Here is an 18,225-nt window from a genome sequence, read left to right as displayed (position 1 = left end):
CCGCCTATCCTACCTTATCGTCGCTGTCGTTTTTATCTTTTAACACTAATTTAATGATCCTCCATATGATGATTAATAAAATGATGGTTAAAAGCAAATACCAAACATTGATAAAAACGGCTTTCATCATTTGATTTTCCTTATTTTTTACTCAAAGACAATCGGATAACGCTATTTTCTAAAGCGTCCAAACGATGCAAAACTTGGGCTTCTAGGCTGATTAACGCTCCCTTAGGCATTTCTATTTTTTCATCTCCCACTTCAAAAACGATTTTGCCCTCTAAAACCTGCACGCTAATCGCTCCCGGGGCCTTGTGTTTGTCCATGACAGCTCCCTTGGGTATGCAAATGCGCATTTCCTTATTGGAAGAATTTTCACTCAACGCTTCAATGTGGAGCTTTTCAAAACAAACGCCCTCTAAAAAATTAACCACTTCCATCAAAAACTCCTAGTGTGATATTTTCTTAATTTAGAACTTAATTTAAGAAAGCTAATTTTTTACCCAAAAATTTCTTATAGATTTCTTAAACAATTCTTTATTCTGTTTTTTCCAAAACCTTTTTGGTTTGTAAAGCGATTTCTAGCTCTTCATCAGTAGGGATTCGTAAAACCTGGATTTTGGTGTTAGGCTGGCTTAAATCCACTAATCCGTTACCCGGATTGTCGTTGGTGGGCTTACATAAAGCGATCCCTAAATTTTCTAAGCCTTCACACACGCTCTCTCTTAAAGCCGAGTAGTTTTCCCCTAATCCCCCTGTAAAAATGATCGCATCTACTTTTTTTAAGACTACCATGTAAGCCCCAATATACTTTTTAATGCGATAAGCGCACATTTCAAAAGCGAGCTTGGCTTGTTTATCGCCTTTTTCCTTTCTGGCTTCTATGTTTCTCATTATCCCCACAAATGCCTTTCAAACCGCTTTCATGATTTAAAATCTTCATCACTTCTTCTAAGCTTTTATTTGCGCATTGTGCAGTATATTCCACCACAGTGGGGTCAATATCCCCACACCTTGTGCCCATAATCAAGCCTTCTAGTGGGGTTAGCCCCATAGAAGTGTCCACGCTCTTGCCATTTTGAATGGCGGCTGCACTTGAGCCGTTCCCTAAATGCAAACTGATAGCGTTAAATTCCTCATAAGGGATATTCAAAAATTTCGCCGCTTCTTTAGCCACATAATGGTGTGAAGTCCCATGGAAACCATAACGGCGGATTTGATACTTTTCATACAATTCATAAGGCAACGCATGCATGTAAGCGTAATTAGGCATAGTGGCATGGAATGCGGTGTCAAAAACAGCGATTTGAGGGATATGGGGGTGCGCTTTTTGAACGAACTCAATACCGGCTAAATTCGCTGGGTTGTGTAAGGGGGCTAAAATAGAAAGCTTGCCAATTTCTTGCATGACTTTTTCATTGACTAAGACTGGGGCATGGAATTTATCCCCCCCTTGAACCACACGATGCCCTATAGCGTCAATTTGATTGAAATCTTTGATGATCCCCATTTTCGTTAAATTCTCACGAATCATTAAAAGCCCGCTCGCATGATCTTTAATCACAAGCTTTTCTTTTAATTCTTGATCGTTATGGTGCAAATGCGATTTGATTTTCAACTGCCCTATTTCTTCGCCGATTTTTTCAGCCAAACCGCTCGCTAAGGGCTTGTTCTCTTTCATGTCAAACAACTTAAACTTAATAGACGAACTGCCCAGATTCAAAACTAAAATTTCCATAATCTCTCCTAATCAATCTTGCGCTTGAAGGGCGCTAATCAAAACGGTGTTAACAATATCTTCCACTAAAGCGCCCCCTACTCAAATCGTTAATGGGCTTGTTCAAGCCTTGTAAGATAGGCCCTATCGCCACGGCTTTAGCGCTCCGTTGCACCGCTTTATAAGCGATGTTTCCGGCGTTTAAATCCGGGAAAATAAAAACGCTAGCTTGCCCGGCCACTTGGCTGTTAGGCATTTTTTTCTTCGCTACGCCTTTATCTATGGAAGCGTCAAATTGCAAAGGGCCATCAATTTCTAACTGCGGATCTAACTTTTGCGCGATTGTTAGGGCTTCTTTGATTTTGTCTATCATTCCGCCTTGAGCGGAATCGCCTGTCGCATAAGAAAGCAGGGCCACTTTAGGCGCGATATTGAATTGCTTAGCGCTCTGCGCGGAAGTGATAGCGATCTCAGCTAATTCTTTAGGGCTAGGGTTAGGGATAATCGCGCAATCCCCAAAGACGAACACTTGAGTGTCCAAACACATGAAAAACACGCTTGAAACCAGGCTCACGCCGGGCTTAGTCTTAATGATTTGTAAAGCGTGTCTAATGGTGTCAGCTGTGATTCACCCCAGAAACCATCGCATGCGCATAGCCTAAATGCACGAGCATGGTCGCAAAATAAGTTTTATCCAACGCTAATTGCTCAGCTTCTTGCTGATTCAAGCCCTTTGATTTTCGCAATTCATACAAGCTTTTAGCGAATTCTTCTCTATAATGAGAAGTGTTGGGATCAATGATTTCTACATTTTCTAAATTCAAGTTCAAATTTTTCGCTTGGGAGTTAATAACCTCTTTATCGCCTAATAAAATCAATCCCACCGCGCCCATTAAATTCAAACGATGCGCGGCTTTTAAAATCCTTTCATCTTCGCTCTCGGGTAAAACGACTTTTTTAATCTGCTTTTTAGCCTTTTTTTCCAAGCCCCTTTGAAAGGCTAAAGGGGTAATAATCTCGCTTTTTGTTTGCAACACGCTTTCAATCACGCTCGCTTCTAATTCGCATTGTTGCTTGCAAAGAGGTGCACTCAAAAAATGTGGTTTTTCAAGCGTTTCGCCCACAAATAGCCCTACAGCGAAAGGGGCTTCTTTCTTGAGAATATGAGAATGCATGGCTTTCAAATATTCCAAACTCGTTTGCGCGACAGCCACCACAGGAGCGTTTAAATGCTTGGCTAAAATGGTGTTTAAATCTAAAAGAGCGTTTAAGAAAAACTTCGGCACATACCCCAAGCAAACCACAAAATCATGCGTGGTTTGTAATTCATCATAGCGCTTGAGAATCGTTTCAAATAGTAACTCTTCTTGAGCAACGCTCACAAGCTCTAAAGCCTTTTGTCTGTCTATGGCGCTATGAAACTCTAAAGAGTTCAAGCCATAGCACTCCCAAAAACCCTCACGCCCCCCATCAATGGGCGAAAACAAGGCGATTTTTTGATAGCGTGGCTTTAGCGCTTTTAAAAGGCTCTTACAAGCAACCCCTAAAACTTCCGTATTCTTCTGGATAAATCCATAAACTTTGCATGCCAATCTCCCTAAAATCATCGTTTTTATTTAATTGTAGCAAAATTCACTTAAACCTAAGCGAAACCATAGTTTTAAAAACCTCTGTTCTCATTAAGCACGAATAACGACAACTTTTATTTTTAAAAAATGGGGTTTTTCGTTTTAAAAAACACCTTTAGCATTTTTTAGATTTGATCACGCATATTAAGGAACTCTTTTTGCTTGACTCCCACCATGTAAAATAAAAGAGTTGTTTTAAAGGATAGTCATGCCATCTCCTGTTAATCCCATTCACACCAACGCAAACGCTTTAAATAGCGGAGCGAAAAACGAAGACGCCAAAAACGCCCCTAAAAGCGCATCAAAGGATTTCAGTAAGATCTTGAACCAAAAGATCTCTAAAGACAAAACCGCCCCTAAAGAAAATCCTAACACTTTAAAAGCCACGCCCAAAGACGCTAAAGAGGACGCTAAAAAGCTTGAAAAAACCCCTACCCTACCCCACCAACACGCTCAAAATCCCATTAAAGACCAACAAGCCCCTACCCTAAAAGATTGGCTCAACCACCAAAAAACAACAGCCCCACATAAGGCTCAACATGAAACCCATGAGACCAATGAAGCTAACCCCAAAAACCCTAACGAAACTTTAAACAAGAATGAAAAAAAGCCTAATGGAGTTACTTCTAACGCTCATCAAACAAACTTGCCTAATAAAAACCCTATAACCCCTAACCACGCTAACAACGCTAATAAAACCCCCACCACCCCTACCCATAACGCTAAAGATCCAAAAACCCTTAAAGACATCCAAACGCTCAGCCAAAAACATGACTTGAACGCCAGCAATATTCAAGCGACCACAACTCCAGAAAATAAAAACCCCTTAAATGCAAGCGATCAGCTTGCTTTGAAAACAACGCAAGCGCCCACTAACCACACCCTTGCAAAGAACGACGCTAAAAACACCGCCAACCTTTCTAGCGTTTTGCAATCTTTAGAAAAAAAAGAACCGCACAATAAAGAACACGCAAACCCCCAAAATAACGAAAAAAAAACGCCCCCTTTAAAGGAAGCTTTAGAAATGAACGCCATTAAAAGGGATAAAACGCTTTCTAAAAAAAAGTCAGAAAAAACCCCCATTCACGCTAAAACTCAAACTACAGCCCCAAGCATAGCACCAGAAAATGCCCCTAAAATCCCTCTTAAAACGCCCCCTTTAATGCCTTTAATAGGAGCTAACCCCCCTAACGATAATATTCCAACGCCCCTAGAAAAAGAAGAAAAAACTAAAGAAGTAAGCGACAATAAAGAAAAAACTAAAGAATCCACTAACAGCGCTCAAAGCGCGCAAAACACCCAAGCTAGCGATAAGGCAAGCGAGAATAAAAGCGTTACCCCTAAAGAGACGATCAAGCATTTCACCCAACAATTGAAGCAAGAAATCCAAGAATACAAACCCCCTATGAGTAGGATCTCTATGGATTTATTCCCTAAGGAATTGGGCAAGGTTGAAGTGATTATTCAAAAAGTGGGTAAAAACCTTAAAGTGAGCGTGATTTCTCACAACAACAGCCTACAAACCTTTTTGGACAACCAACAAGATCTCAAAAACAGCCTGAACGCTTTAGGCTTTGAAGGGGTGGATTTGAGCTTTTCGCAAGATTCTTCTAAAGAGCAACCCAAAGAGCAACTAAGAGAGCTATTCAAAGAGCAGGAATCAACCCCCTTAAAAGAAAACGCCCTAAAAAGCTACCAAGAGAATACAGACCATGAAAACAAAGAAACGAGCATGCAAATCACTCTTTATGCGTGATTTTAAGCAAGTTTGCCCTATAATAAGACATCTTTAACAAGGAAGAGACCATGGCCATTGATTTAGCAGAAGTTACAGGAGCTAAAGCCGCGCAAGAAAGGAAAAAAGAGCAACCCACCATCGCTAACGGGTTGGATAAAAACGCTTTCATGAAACTCTTTTTAGAGCAATTGAAAAATCAAGACCCCACCGCTCCTATGGAAACGGATAAAATCATCACCCAAACCGCGCAGCTCACGCAAGTGGAAATGCAAGAAGAAAACAAAAAAACCATGCAAGAAGTCGCCAGTGCCATGAAATCCAATAAAGAAACTAACGAATCTTTAAAAGACTTTCAAGGCGCTTTAAAAGACACCATGGAAAACCTTAACAAGGGCATGGACGATAGCTTGAAAGCGAATAACGCTTTAAGGGAAGTAAGTGCCCTTAATTCGGTGAGCATGATAGGCAAAATCGCTGAAACCGATGTGAGCGGGGCGAATTTTGATGGCAACAACAAGCTTTCTTTTTCGCTCTTTTTTGATGAAAAAATTGACGCTTCTAAAGGAGTGCCAGCGATTCAAATCCTGAATGAAAACAATGAATTAGTCAAAACGATTCCTTTAAAAGATTATAACGGGCAAAAGGGGTATATCAATTTTGAATGGGACGGCACAAACGAAAAGGGCGAAAAAGTCCCTAAAGGCAATTATAAGATCAAGGCTGAATACAATTTAGACTCTCAAAGCAAGCAGTATTTGCAAACGCGCATTGGTAGGGGCGAAGTGGAAAGCGTGATTTTTGATAAAGGCAAGCCCATGTTAAGAATGGGCGAAATGGTTTTACCCATAGACAGCGCGATAGAGTTTTACAAACCGGATCAAAAACCGCTTGATCAAAAACTCTCCGATCAAAAACCGATTGATCAAAAACTCTCCGATCAAAAACCCCTTGAGCAAAAACCCCTTGAGCAAAAACCCATTGAACAGAAAATCTCTGAGCAAAAACCCCTTGAGCAAAAACCCATTGAACAGAAAATCTCTGAACAAAAACCCCTTGAACAAAAACCCCAAACCCCCCCTAAAGAGACAACATGAACGACACCTTATTAAACGCTTATAGCGGGATTAAGACCCACCAGTTTGGTATTGACAGCCTTTCAAACAACATCGCCAATGTCAATACTTTAGGCTATCGCTCCAATGATCCGGAGTTTAAGACCCTGTTTTCTTCGCATTTAGACGCTTTGAACGCCAAATCCGTTGTGGCTAATGATAGAAATTACGGCGTTACAGGATCAGGCAATGTCCTTTCTAATAAAGACGGGGAATACATGCCAAGCGAGGGGGAATTCCACATGGCGTATCAAGGCAAGGGTTGGTTTGTGATAGGGCCCAACAAAAATGGGGAAATGACCATCAATAAAGACGGCTTTAGCAAAAAACAGGATAATTTTCTCACGCGCGCCGGCAATTTCGCACGAGACGCTGATGGCTATTTAGTAACCCCTGAGGGCTATTATGTTTATGGTATTGATTTGAAAAAGATCAAAGACGGCACGCTCAATTCCACCGCTAGAGATGAAGACATTGAAAAATTGCATGGCAACACCCTTTCGCCCTTACAAATCCCCCAGGATTTGACTTACCAACCAGTGCTTAGCACGAAAGTGAATATTAGCGTGAATCTAAACCCTAAAGACCATTTAAAGGGCGTGCAAGATTTTTTCTTAAACGACAAGGGCGAAATCATTAAAGAGCGTTTTTTAAACCAGGATATTAACGCTTTGGCGAATGACGATAACGAGCCCATAGACGCGATCACCAATCGCAAATTGAATGTGAGTATCCAAAAAGAAAATGGCAAAAAAGAGGATTTTGTTTTCACTTATGGGGACGCTGAAAAAGGCGAAAACCAATTCAAAACTTTAGGCGATTTGCAAAAACTCCTTAAAGAAAAAACCGGGCTAGACCTAAACCTCATCAAAAGCGAAAAAGACGCCAAAAGCCCCCCCCTTTTATTAGAGATCGCTAATCCTAGCCAAACGCCTATCACATTCAGCTTGAGTGGGGGCATTGCGGATAAATTGGGCTTGAACGCGAACGGAATGGAACTGAAAAAGGGCATTAGCAGGGATTCAGTAGCGATTAAAATCCCTTATTACAGCACAGAAGTGGATATTTATGATAAAGCCGGAGATAAATACTTGCTCCAAAGCGAATATTACATGACCAATTCCAACGATCCCACATCAAGCCCCACGAGTAAAAGGAAAAACCAAACTTGGGAAGTGAAAAGCTACATCGCAGATCCCAAAAACAAAACCCCTATCAATGATCCTACTTGGGAAATTGTCGGCTTTGATTCAGCCACACACAAGATGAAATCCGCTCCCATGACTTTGGATTTTAAAGGCAATAAGCTCACCTACTCTTTAGATAAAAGCGAAAACCATGATTCTAGCGATTTGTCTTATCAAGACTCTAAACTCTTAGAAGCGAGTCAAGACGGCAAGCCTAGGGGCATTTTTAGAGACATGCGCATTGAAGAAAATGGCGTGATTTCTCTGGCCTTTAGTAACGGGGTGGTAGAGCCAGTCGCTCGCATCGGTATTTTAGCTTTCACTAACGATCAAGGCCTAAGGAAAATCGGCGGTAACCTCTATGAAATGCAAGAAGGCACCATTAATGGCGAAAACAGACCCCTAAGCGGTAACCCCATTTTAGGGTGGGACGAAGAGGGCAAGCTCAAGTTTGGGAAAATCAGGCATAAATATTTAGAAACGAGCAACGTGAATGCCGGGAACGCCCTAACCAATCTCATTTTAATGCAAAGAGGCTATTCTATGAACGCTAGAGCCTTTGGTGCGGGCGATGACATGATTAAAGAAGCCATTAGCTTGAAAAAATAAGGGGCTAAAATAAGGAGTGTGGTAAAATATCCTTTTTAATAAGGATATTTAATGATACCCACACAGCTTAATGAAATTGCAGAATTTTTAAAAACAAACCCTTATAATTTGTCTCAACCCTTACAAGATGGGCGCTTAAATTCATCGATCAATGAAGAAGAAATTTTAAACACCATCAAACATTTTTTTCCTATCCAACTGCCAAAAGCCAGAGAGTGGTGGGATTTTAGTTTTGAAGAAAACGATATTTTTTATCCTGTCAATATTAAAACCACCACCACAAAAACCGCTGACAATCTTAATGGTAAATTAGGGATTTATTATGCGTTGTGTGGCTTATTGCCGGAGTTCAATAACGAAATTGCATGGGAAAAATACTTTCAAAAACTTCATAAAGACTTAGGCACAAACACCAATAGGGATTATTATTTTTTGATTATCAACAAAAACGATCCTAAAGACATTTTTATCAATTCCTTAAAAGGCATTCAAACTCTTCAGCCCAATAACTTGCCCTTTCAATGCAAGTGGGATAACAACAGAGAAATCGTTCAAAGAAGCTTTATTGAAAGTAAAAACTTCATCTTAAGCGCTCTAGCTGAAAGCGTTAAGTTACGATCTAATATTTATTTAACATTCAAAGAAGTTTTTGGAGAGTTTTTTGAATAATTTAGACATTAAAACTTTAGGGCAGGTTTTCACCCCTAAAAAGATAGTGGATTTCATGCTCACTCTAAAACACAATCATGGGAGTGTTTTAGAGCCAAGTGCGGGCGATGGGAGTTTTTTAAAGCGTTTAAAAAAGGCTGTAGGGATTGAAATCGATCCTAAAATCTGCCCTAAAAATGCCCTTTGCATGGACTTTTTTGACTACCCTTTAGAAAATCAATTTGACACCATTATTGGTAACCCGCCTTATGTCAAGCACAAGGATATTGCGCCAAGCACCAAAGAAAAACTCCATTACAGCCTTTTTGATGAAAGGAGCAATCTCTACTTGTTTTTCATAGAAAAAGCAATCAAGCATTTAAAGCCTCAAGGCGAATTGATTTTCATCACCCCAAGGGATTTTTTAAAATCCACTTCTAGCGTGAAATTAAACGAATGGATTTACAAAGAAGGCACGATAACGCATTTTTTTGAATTAGGCGATCAAAAGGTTTTCCCAAACGCCATGCCTAATTGCGTGATTTTTCGTTTTTGTAAGGGTGATTTCAGTAGAATCACCAACGATGGTTTGCAATTTATGTGCAAAAAAGGCATTTTGTATTTCCTCAACCAATCTTACACGCAAAAATTAAGCGAGGTTTTTAAGGTTAAGGTGGGGGCAGTGAGCGGGTGCGATAGAATTTTTAAAAACGAAACATACGGGAATTTAGAATTTGTCACCTCAATCACCAAAAGAACCAATGTTTTAGAAAAAATGGTTTTTGTCAATGAACCTAATGATTATTTACTCCAGCATAAAGACAGCTTGATGCAAAGAAAGATTAAAAAATTCAATGAAGCCAACTGGTTTGAATGGGGGAGGATGCATCACATATCCCCTAAAAAACGCATTTATGTCAACGCCAAAACGCGCCAAAAAAACCCTTTTTTCATCCACCAATGCCCTAATTATGACGGCTCTATTCTAGCGCTATTCCCTTATAACCAAAACTTAGATTTACAAAACCTCTGCGACAAACTCAACGCTATCAACTGGCAAGAATTGGGCTTTGTGTGCGGTGGGCGTTTTTTGTTTTCGCAGCGCTCTTTAGAAAACGCCCTTTTGCCTAAAGACTTTTTAAACTAGGATAAAACTTGCTAGAAACCTTACAGTTAAACCCTGAGCAACTGAAAGCGGCTTCGGCTTTACAAGGGTATAATTTAATCATTGCGAGCGCTGGCACAGGGAAGACTTCTACGATTGTGGGGCGCATTTTATACCTGCTTGATAACGGCATCAAGCCTGAAGAAATCTTGCTTTTGACTTTCACCAATAAAGCGAGTAACGAAATGATCGCTAGGGTGGCTAAATACTCCAAATTAAGCTCCAAAATTGAAGCGGGCACTTTCCATGCGGTGGCGTATCGCTATCTAAAAGAGCATTACCCCAATTTAAGCCTGAAGCAACCTAAGGAATTGAGAAAACTTTTAGAAAGCATTGTGGACACCAAAAACGCACTAACAGATGACGATAAAAAGCCCTACACTTCGCAGCATTTATACGCCCTCTATTCGCTTTACACTAACGCTCTAAAACAAGAAGATTTTAGCGCTTGGCTTTCTAGTAAAAGCCCTGAACACGCACCATACGCCGCCTTTTATGAAAACATTTTAGAAGAGTTTGAAAACACTAAAAAAAAGCATGATTATATTGACTATAACGACTTACTGCTGTTATTTAAAAAGGCGATGCTAGAAAGACCCAGCCCTTATAAAGAAGTGCTTTGCGATGAATTTCAAGACACTAACCCCTTACAAGAATCCATTTTAGACGCTATCAACCCCCCTAGTTTGTTTTGCGTGGGCGATTACGATCAGAGCATTTACGCTTTTAATGGGGCGGATATTTCTATCATTTCTAATTTCACTCAAAAATACAAAAACGCCCAGGTTTTCACACTCACTAAAAACTACCGCTCTTCTAAAGAGATTTTGGATCTCGCCAATCAAGTGATACAGCATAACCAACGCATTTACCCTAAAAATTTAGAAGTGGTGAAATCAGGGAAATTCAATAAACCCACGCTTTTAAATTACAACGACAACATCGCGCAATGCCAAGACATCGCTAAACGCATTGTCATGCGAAAAGGTTTTAAAGAAGTGGCGGTGATTTTTAGGAATAACGCCAGCGCGGATCAATTAGAAGCCGCTTTAAGATCCCACAACGTGCCAAGCAAGAGAAAAGGGAGCACGAGCTTTTTTGAATCCAAAGAAGTGGCGTTAGCGTTAGATATTTGCGCGCTACTATTTAACCCTAAAGACATTATGGCAGCGATTCACATTTTAAGCTATATCAGCGATATTGGCTCTAACACCGCTAAAGACATTCATGAAGCCTTAATGCTTTTAGGCAATGGCGATCTCAAACTAGCCCTAACCCACCCAAGCAAAGAAGCCAAAATTTACACGAAGAAAAAAGAAATCACCTCCATGGGGCTTTTTGAAGAAATTTTTGCCCTAGAAAACAGCTCAAGGTTTAACGGCGTGATAAATAAGGCGTTTCATTCGCACCCGGTGTTGATGCACCCTAAAATCTCACTCAATGGGGCTAAGATGCTGAGCGATTTTTTCATTCTTTATACCAAAGCCCCTATTCATTCCCCTAGCGCTTTGATCAAACACATTCTAGGAAGCGCGTTTTTTCAAACCTTTAAAACACGCCTTTTAAAAGAGCGATCCAAAAATAAGGACGGCTCTTATAACGAATTTAAAAAACTCCAAGCGCAAAAACGCTTCAATGAAAAAATGGACTTGCTGAGTTCTTTAGCAAAAAATTACCAAAATTTAGGGCGTTTTTTAAACGGCACTTTAATAGGCTCAAGTGAAGCCACGCAAGGCGAGGGCGTGAATCTATTGAGCGTGCATGCTTCTAAAGGCTTAGAGTTTAAAGACGTTTATATTATAGATCTAATGGAGGGCCGTTTCCCTAACCATAAGCTCATGAATACCGGTGGAGGTATTGAAGAAGAGCGGCGGCTTTTTTATGTCGCTATCACTAGGGCTAAGGAAAATTTATGGCTTTCTTATGCGAAAAACGAATTGAGAGAAAACGCCAAACCTAAAGAGCATAAGCCCTCGGTGTTTTTGTATGAAGCGGGGCTTTTAAAACCCGATTTAAAATAAAATTACTTTTTGTATTGTTTGTTTAAAACGCTAGCAACCATAGATTTTAGCTCTAGCTTGCGCTAGAGCCAAAATTTTAGTATAATGGCGTTGTGGCAACCATTAAAACTATGATTGCTAATAGTAATTTCATAGTTGGTTATCTCCTTTCGGGGTAACCACCCGCTATTACCCCAAACCCTAACATGCTCCAAATTTTCACAACAAAAGAGATAACTTGAAATGACTATTTGCGTTGGCGTGATTTTACATTAAAAAACCTAAAAATGCCAAAAAGCGTTTTTAAAAACCCCAAAATTTAAGGCTAATCCCCTATGAAATCCCGTTTTTTTTTTTTTTGTAAAAAGCGCTCTGGTTGTTGTAACTTTATTTCCTTGATAAGGGGTTTTAAAAGGGGTTTTAAGGTTAGTTTAATTTTCATTATGTGAAAATATCACAATTACATTTGACAATTTGTATTACTAAACATTATTTACAAATTTACAAGCTCTGATGTAACTGAATCCCAATTTAATCTCAATCAAGGAGCATCCCATTGATAAGGAAAATCATGATAAAGAAAAATAGAACGCTGTTTCTTAGTCTAGCCCTTTGCGCTAGCATAAGTTATGCCGAAGATGATGGAGGGTTTTTCACCGTCGGTTATCAGCTCGGGCAAGTCATGCAAGATGTCCAGAATCCAGGTGGCACTAAAAGAGACGAACTCGCAAGAGAGCTTAACGCTGATACAACGAACAACATTTTAAACAACAACACCGGAGGCAATGTCGCAGGGGCGTTGAGTAACGCTTTCTCCCAATACCTTTATTCGCTTTTAGGGGCGTATCCAGAGAAACTCAATGGTAACGATGTGTCTGCGAACGCCCTTTTAGGGGGTGCGGTAGGCAGTGGGACTTGTGCGGCTGCAGGGACGGCTGGTAGTAGCTCTCTTAACACTCAAAGCGCTTGCACCGCTGCGGGCTATTACTGGCTCCCTAGCTTGACTGACAGGATTTTAAGCACGATCGGTAGCCAGACTAACTACGGCACGAACACCAATTTCCCCAACATGCAACAACAGCTCACCTACTTGAATGCGGCGAATGTGTTTTTTAATGCGATGAATAAGGCTTTAGAGAAAAATGGAACTAGTGGAGCTAGTGGTGCGACTGGTCAAAATGGTCAAACTTACTCTCAAAACGCTATTCAATACCTTCAAGGCCAACAAAATATTCTCAATAACGCAGCTAACTTGCTCAAGCAAGATGAATTGCTCCTAGAAGCTTTCAACTCTGCCGTAGCCGCCAACATTGGGAATAAGGAATTCAATTCAGCCGTTTTTACAGGTTTGGTGCAAGGCATTATTGATCAATCTCAAGCGGTTTATAACGAGCTCACTAAAAACACCATTAGCGGAAGCGCGGTTAATAGCGCTGGGATAAATAGCAACCAAGCTAACGCTGTGCAAGGGCGCGCCAGTCAGCTCCCTAACGCTCTTTATAACGCGCAAGTAACTTTGGATAAAATCAATGCGCTCAATAATCAAGTTAGGAGCATGCCTTACTTGCCCCAATTCAGAGCCGGGAACAGCCGTGCGACGAATATTTTAAACGGGTTTTACACCAAAATAGGCTATAAGCAATTCTTTGGGAAGAAAAGGAATATCGGTTTGCGCTATTATGGTTTCTTTTCTTATAACGGAGCGAGCGTGGGCTTTAGATCCACTCAAAACAATGTAGGGTTATACACTTATGGGGTGGGGACTGATGTGTTGTATAACATCTTTAGCCGCTCCTATCAAAACCGCTCTGTGGATATGGGCTTTTTTAGCGGTATCCAATTAGCCGGTGAGACCGTCCAATCCACGCTCAGAGATGACCCCAATGTGAAATTGCATGGCAAAATCAATAACACGCACTTCCAGTTCCTCTTTGACTTTGGTATGCGCATGAACTTCGGTAAGTTAGACGGGAAATCCAACCGCCACAACCAGCACACGGTGGAATTTGGCGTAGTGGTGCCTACGATTTATAACACTTATTACAAATCAGCAGGGACTACCGTGAAGTATTTCCGTCCTTATAGCGTTTATTGGTCTTATGGGTATTCATTCTAAGAAAGGGGGGAAGAGACAAACATGAAACAAAATTTAAAGCCATTCAAAATGATTAAGGAAAATTTAATGACACAATCTCAAAAAGTAAGATTCTTAGCCCCTTTAAGCCTAGCGTTAAGCTTGAGCTTCAATCCAGTGGGCGCTGAAGAAGATGGGGGCTTTATGACCTTTGGGTATGAATTAGGTCAGGTGGTCCAACAAGTGAAAAACCCGGGTAAAATCAAAGCCGAAGAATTAGCCGGCTTGTTAAACTCTAATACGACAAACAACACCAATATCAACATTGCAGGCACAGGAGGCAATGTCGCCGGGACTTTGGGCAACCTTTTTATGAACCAATTGGGCAATTTGATTGATTTGTATCCTACTTTGAACACTAACAATATCCGTCAATGTGGTAGTAACGGCACAACCGCTAATGGTGCGACCGCAGCCGCTACTACTAGTGGTAGCTCTACTAGCCCTTGTTTCCAAGGTAACCTGACTCTTTATAACGAAATGGTTAGCTCTATCAAAACTTTGAGTCAAAACATCAGCAAGAATATCTTTCAAGGCAACAACAACACCACGAGCGCTAATCTCTCCAATCAGCTCAGTGAGCTTAACACCGCTAGCGTTTATTTGACTTACATGAACTCCTTCTTAAACGCCAACAACCAAGCGGGTGGGATTTTTCAAAACAACACTAATCAAGCTTATGGAAATGGTGTTACCGCCCAACAAATCGCTTATATCCTAAAGCAAGCTTCAATCACTATGGGGCCAAGCGGTGATAGCGGGGCTGCCGCAGCGTTTTTGGATGCCGCTTTAGCGCAACATGTTTTCAACTCCGCTAACGCTGGGAACGATTTGAGCGCTAAGGAATTCACTAGCTTGGTGCAAAACATCGTCAATAATTCTCAAAACGCTTTAACGCTAGCTAACAACGCTAACATCAGCAATTCAACCGGCTATCAAGTGAGCTATGGCGGGAATATTGATCAAGCGCGCTCTACCCAACTGTTAAACAACACCACAAACACTTTGGCTAAAGTTAGCGCTTTGAATAACGAGCTTAAAGCTAACCCATGGCTTGGGAATTTCGCTGCCGGTAACAGCTCTCAAGTGAATGCGTTTAACGGGTTTATCACTAAAATCGGTTATAAGCAATTCTTCGGGGAAAACAAGAATGTGGGCTTACGCTACTACGGCTTCTTCAGCTATAACGGTGCGGGCGTGGGTAATGGCCCCACTTACAATCAAGTCAATCTGCTCACTTATGGGGTGGGGACTGATGTGCTTTACAATGTGTTTAGCCGCTCTTTTGGTAGCCGAAGTCTTAATGCGGGCTTCTTTGGGGGGATCCAACTCGCAGGGGATACTTACATCAGCACGCTAAAAAATAGCCCTCAGCTTGCGAGCAGACCTACAGCGACAAAATTCCAATTCTTGTTTGATGTGGGCTTACGCATGAACTTTGGTATCTTGAAAAAAGACTTGAAAAGCCATAACCAGCATTCTATAGAAATCGGCGTGCAAATCCCTACGATTTACAACACTTATTATAAAGCTGGTGGCGCTGAAGTGAAATACTTCCGCCCTTATAGCGTGTATTGGGTCTATGGCTACGCCTTCTAAAAAAGCTCAAGGCCTTTTATAGGCTTTGAACGAACTTTTTATAACCCCCCCACTTTAAAAATAACCTAAAATCCCTATCAAATGTTGTCAAATATTGAGATTATCCCCCCTAAAAGAACGCTTAAAAATAAAAACGCTTGATTAAAAGCTACCACTCACAAAAAGCTTAACGCTCAAGGCTTATTGAGATTTTAAAACGCTTGATTAAAAACTTTTAAAAAGCTTTAGCGCTTCAAAATTTTTATACTTAGAAAAACAACCCAAAATATTTATCAAATGTTGTCAAATATTGAGATTATCCCCCAAGAACGCTTTAATGGTAAAAGCGTTCAAACGCTAAAGATATTTAGGATTTCTGTGGTTTAAAACTTTGTTTTGTGGTTCTAAATTTTATGGTAAAACCCATTTTTTAAGGGGATAGGAAGTATTTTCCCCCACAACCCCCACAACTAAATCCCCCTAACCCAAGAAAACCGCTTTTAAAACCCCCAAGCAGAAATCCTAAACATCTTTAGTGTTTGGGGTGAATACCGCTAATTTGCAGTATAACACCCCCATACATTTGCATCTAGCGTAGGAAGCGTGCAAAGTTACGCCTTTATAGATATGATGCGTGAGAGCTGTAAGGAATGCGTTGGAGCTCAAACTCTGTAAAATCCATTAGGCACACAGAACAAGAACCAAACTCTCCTCCAACATCAGCCTAGGAAGCCCAATCGCTTTAGCGTTTGATCACTTCACAAAACTAGCTTTGCACAAAGTCTTTTATACTCAGATTTTAAAAAATACTTTGGAGTGTTTTTAACTTGCTGCGATTTGATTGAAAATCAAAACTTCAGCGTGAGGTTGGTCATCATGTAACTTCTGTCTTGGTAATTAGCACTAAAATCGCCATCAGGGTTATTGAATTTGGGCGCTCCAAAATACCCTGCTTGATAGCCTTTATTGATCCTAGCACCATAATAAGTGATCCTAAAGTTAAGGAGAACCGATTCAGTGAACGCATAGCTCGCATTGAATTGCAAGGAATATTCATTAGCCCTCCCCACTTGCCCTAACGCATTTTTATTCGCATGAGAGACGCGCCCAAAAACATGCCATGCAAAACGCTTATGGATCCCTCCAACCGAAGTGTAAAAAGTGAAAGTGTTCGCGTTAGTGATCGCATCAGCCAGCCCATCATAAGCCGTATTATCCCAAAAATCATAGCCAATCATTCCGGCATGCCTAGTCGTTATGGAGATTTCACTACCGATATAGGAAGTGTTATTCCCCCTTGGCATCGTGTGAGAGCCTAAAAAAGCGTCTGAATTGCCAAAGGTGTTATAAAAGCCAATGGACCAGTTGAAATTATCCCACCAAAAAACCTGGCGGATATTCAAAGTAACGCCATTCCTCCCCAACAACGATCCATGGGGCGTGCTGTCTTCTAAACTATAAGTGTTTGTCTCTGGGTTATACCACCCCCTATAGTATAAAGGAAAGGTTGTCATGATCATGCTTTGAGAGCGAAAGCCTACATTTTCAAAATTCCTGTTCGTGTCATAGACTAGCTTAAAACCAGGAGCGTTATAAGTCTTAGGCGCAAAATAATAAAAAAATTGAGCGTCTAAACCTTTATAAGAATAAGTCGTGGTGATCCCATGCCAGCCATAATTGATAAAATCGTTGCTGTTACTAGGATTGCCTCCCTTTTTCAAATAAGGCACGGTCGCAAAAAACTCATAAATCCAAGAGTTAAACGCCAAACCTCTCCCAAAAGAGCTCCACCACCAAAACCTTAATTTTTGCGTCTCAGTCTTATAGGGCTGATAATACACTTCCCACCCCTGATTCGAACCGCTCATAAAATCAATATTCGCTTCATAACGCCCCGCTTTAAACCCAAAAATGTCTTTGTAATCGTATCGTAAAAAAGCGGTATCCACCACATAAGGCCTTGCATGATAGCTCGCTGATTGAGAAGTCCCCGCATAAGCAGGGCCAAGATACTTGTTAAAAAAGTATCCATGATAGCCCCCAATGAAATTCTCCACAATTGAGCCAAAAACTTTCCCGTTAGCCTGGTTAATATAATATTTAGTCTTATCGTAAGGAATGGCTGCAATCGCCCCACCCAAAGAAACAGAGAGCCTGTGGTTTTCGATGCCTTTAGGGAGTAAATTGACTTTAACTTGCGCTAAAGTTACAATATCTATAAAACTTTCGGTAGGATAAATCCCTTTTTTGGTATTGATTTGAGAATTGTTAAAACCAATCTTAGAAAAGTTCTCCACACGACCACTAAACCGATAATCAAAAGCTTCTACAGGACACAATAAAAACGATAAAAGCGATAAAGAAGAAGTCAGAAAATACTTTTCTTGTTTCATTAAACTCTCCCTGAACTTAATTGTATGATTTTTCTTATTGAGATTATAATTATAATCAAAAAAAAAAAAAAAATAGCATGAAGTTAAAATATTAATTAAAATCCGCAACCTTATTTTACAAAAAATAACCCCTCATTGTAAATTGGTTTAAAATTAAAGGATTAAAATCATATGTTTGTTACTTTTAAAGAATGCGTTATTTTTGATTGGGCTTATTACGCATGAAATTCTCGTTTCTTTTAACCCTCCTTTTTTGTTTTTGCGCGGGCGTTTTTATTTCTTCGCTTCTTTAATCGCTTCAAAGAAAATAGCCCCC

Annotated in this window: 10 protein-coding genes and 3 pseudogenes; 8 read left to right on the top strand and 5 right to left on the bottom strand. The window is 40.4% G+C overall.

The window, feature by feature from the left end; translation table 11 throughout:
• Positions 1-4: 4 nt before the first annotated feature.
• The 4 genes and pseudogenes from J5F42_RS07635 to pta form a co-directional block, all read right to left on the bottom strand.
• Positions 5-130 (bottom strand): hypothetical protein, encoded by a 126-nt coding sequence (locus tag J5F42_RS07635; RefSeq protein WP_078240950.1) that lies wholly within the window; start codon positions 128-130, stop codon positions 5-7.
• Between the two features lie 10 nt (positions 131-140).
• The gene (locus J5F42_RS07630) at positions 141-440 is read right to left on the bottom strand and encodes a cupin domain-containing protein (RefSeq protein WP_283491334.1); all 300 of its coding nucleotides are present in this window, start codon (positions 438-440) and stop codon (positions 141-143) included.
• Positions 441-537: 97 nt separating this feature from the next.
• Positions 538-1,738, bottom strand: a pseudogene (locus tag J5F42_RS07625) (acetate kinase).
• Positions 1,739-1,750: 12 nt separating this feature from the next.
• A pseudogene (gene pta / locus J5F42_RS07620) lies at positions 1,751-3,304 on the bottom strand (phosphate acetyltransferase).
• Positions 3,305-3,553: 249 nt separating this feature from the next.
• Between pta and fliK the strand changes: the two are divergent.
• From fliK to alpB, 8 genes and pseudogenes are all read left to right on the top strand, one after another.
• Complete coding sequence (fliK, locus tag J5F42_RS07615) at positions 3,554-5,101, top strand: flagellar hook-length control protein FliK (RefSeq protein WP_078252678.1); 1,548 nt, start codon at positions 3,554-3,556, stop codon at positions 5,099-5,101.
• Between the two features lie 50 nt (positions 5,102-5,151).
• A complete protein-coding gene (flgD, locus tag J5F42_RS07610; RefSeq protein WP_283491333.1) occupies positions 5,152-6,177 on the top strand; it encodes a flagellar hook assembly protein FlgD in 1,026 nt (341 codons plus the stop codon).
• The gene (locus J5F42_RS07605) at positions 6,174-7,991 is read left to right on the top strand and encodes a flagellar hook protein FlgE (protein ID WP_097699338.1); all 1,818 of its coding nucleotides are present in this window, start codon (positions 6,174-6,176) and stop codon (positions 7,989-7,991) included. The genes flgD and J5F42_RS07605 overlap by 4 nt, the downstream gene beginning before the upstream one ends.
• Positions 7,992-8,042: 51 nt before the next feature.
• Positions 8,043-8,660, top strand: a complete 618-nt coding sequence (locus J5F42_RS07600; protein WP_097699337.1) for a restriction endonuclease — start codon at positions 8,043-8,045, stop codon at positions 8,658-8,660.
• Complete coding sequence (locus J5F42_RS07595; RefSeq protein WP_283491332.1) at positions 8,641-9,786, top strand: Eco57I restriction-modification methylase domain-containing protein; 1,146 nt, start codon at positions 8,641-8,643, stop codon at positions 9,784-9,786. Before J5F42_RS07600 ends, J5F42_RS07595 begins: the two co-directional genes overlap by 20 nt.
• An 8-nt stretch (positions 9,787-9,794) precedes the next feature.
• Positions 9,795-11,825, top strand: coding sequence for an ATP-dependent helicase (locus J5F42_RS07590; protein WP_283491331.1), 2,031 nt, complete (start codon positions 9,795-9,797; stop codon positions 11,823-11,825).
• Between the two features lie 1,435 nt (positions 11,826-13,260).
• Positions 13,261-13,920, top strand: a pseudogene (alpA, locus tag J5F42_RS07985) (Hop family adhesin AlpA); the annotation flags it as partial.
• Positions 13,921-13,941: 21 nt separating this feature from the next.
• Positions 13,942-15,537, top strand: coding sequence for a Hop family adhesin AlpB (alpB, locus tag J5F42_RS07580; RefSeq protein WP_283491329.1), 1,596 nt, complete (start codon positions 13,942-13,944; stop codon positions 15,535-15,537).
• Between the two features lie 827 nt (positions 15,538-16,364).
• Here alpB and hofG read toward each other — a convergent pair.
• Positions 16,365-17,909 (bottom strand): outer membrane beta-barrel protein HofG, encoded by a 1,545-nt coding sequence (gene hofG / locus J5F42_RS07575; protein ID WP_097699926.1) that lies wholly within the window; start codon positions 17,907-17,909, stop codon positions 16,365-16,367.
• Positions 17,910-18,225: the final 316 nt, after the last annotated feature.

It is taken from the genome of Helicobacter pylori (assembly GCF_030062585.1).
GTDB lineage: Bacteria > Campylobacterota > Campylobacteria > Campylobacterales > Helicobacteraceae > Helicobacter > Helicobacter pylori_CN.
This window is presented reverse-complemented; position numbering and strand designations above follow the sequence as displayed.

Excerpts from the sequence above, each read along its gene's own strand:
- J5F42_RS07635 (WP_078240950.1), bottom strand. The coding sequence starts at position 130 with ATGATGAAAGCCGTTTTTATCAATGTTTGGTATTTGCTTTTAACCATC.
- J5F42_RS07605 (WP_097699338.1), top strand. The coding sequence starts at position 6,174 with ATGAACGACACCTTATTAAACGCTTATAGCGGGATTAAGACCCACCAG.
- fliK (WP_078252678.1), top strand. The coding sequence starts at position 3,554 with ATGCCATCTCCTGTTAATCCCATTCACACCAACGCAAACGCTTTAAAT.
- J5F42_RS07600 (WP_097699337.1), top strand. The coding sequence starts at position 8,043 with ATGATACCCACACAGCTTAATGAAATTGCAGAATTTTTAAAAACAAAC.
- hofG (WP_097699926.1), bottom strand. The coding sequence starts at position 17,909 with ATGAAACAAGAAAAGTATTTTCTGACTTCTTCTTTATCGCTTTTATCG.
- J5F42_RS07630 (WP_283491334.1), bottom strand. The coding sequence starts at position 440 with ATGGAAGTGGTTAATTTTTTAGAGGGCGTTTGTTTTGAAAAGCTCCAC.
- alpB (WP_283491329.1), top strand. The coding sequence starts at position 13,942 with ATGAAACAAAATTTAAAGCCATTCAAAATGATTAAGGAAAATTTAATG.
- flgD (WP_283491333.1), top strand. The coding sequence starts at position 5,152 with ATGGCCATTGATTTAGCAGAAGTTACAGGAGCTAAAGCCGCGCAAGAA.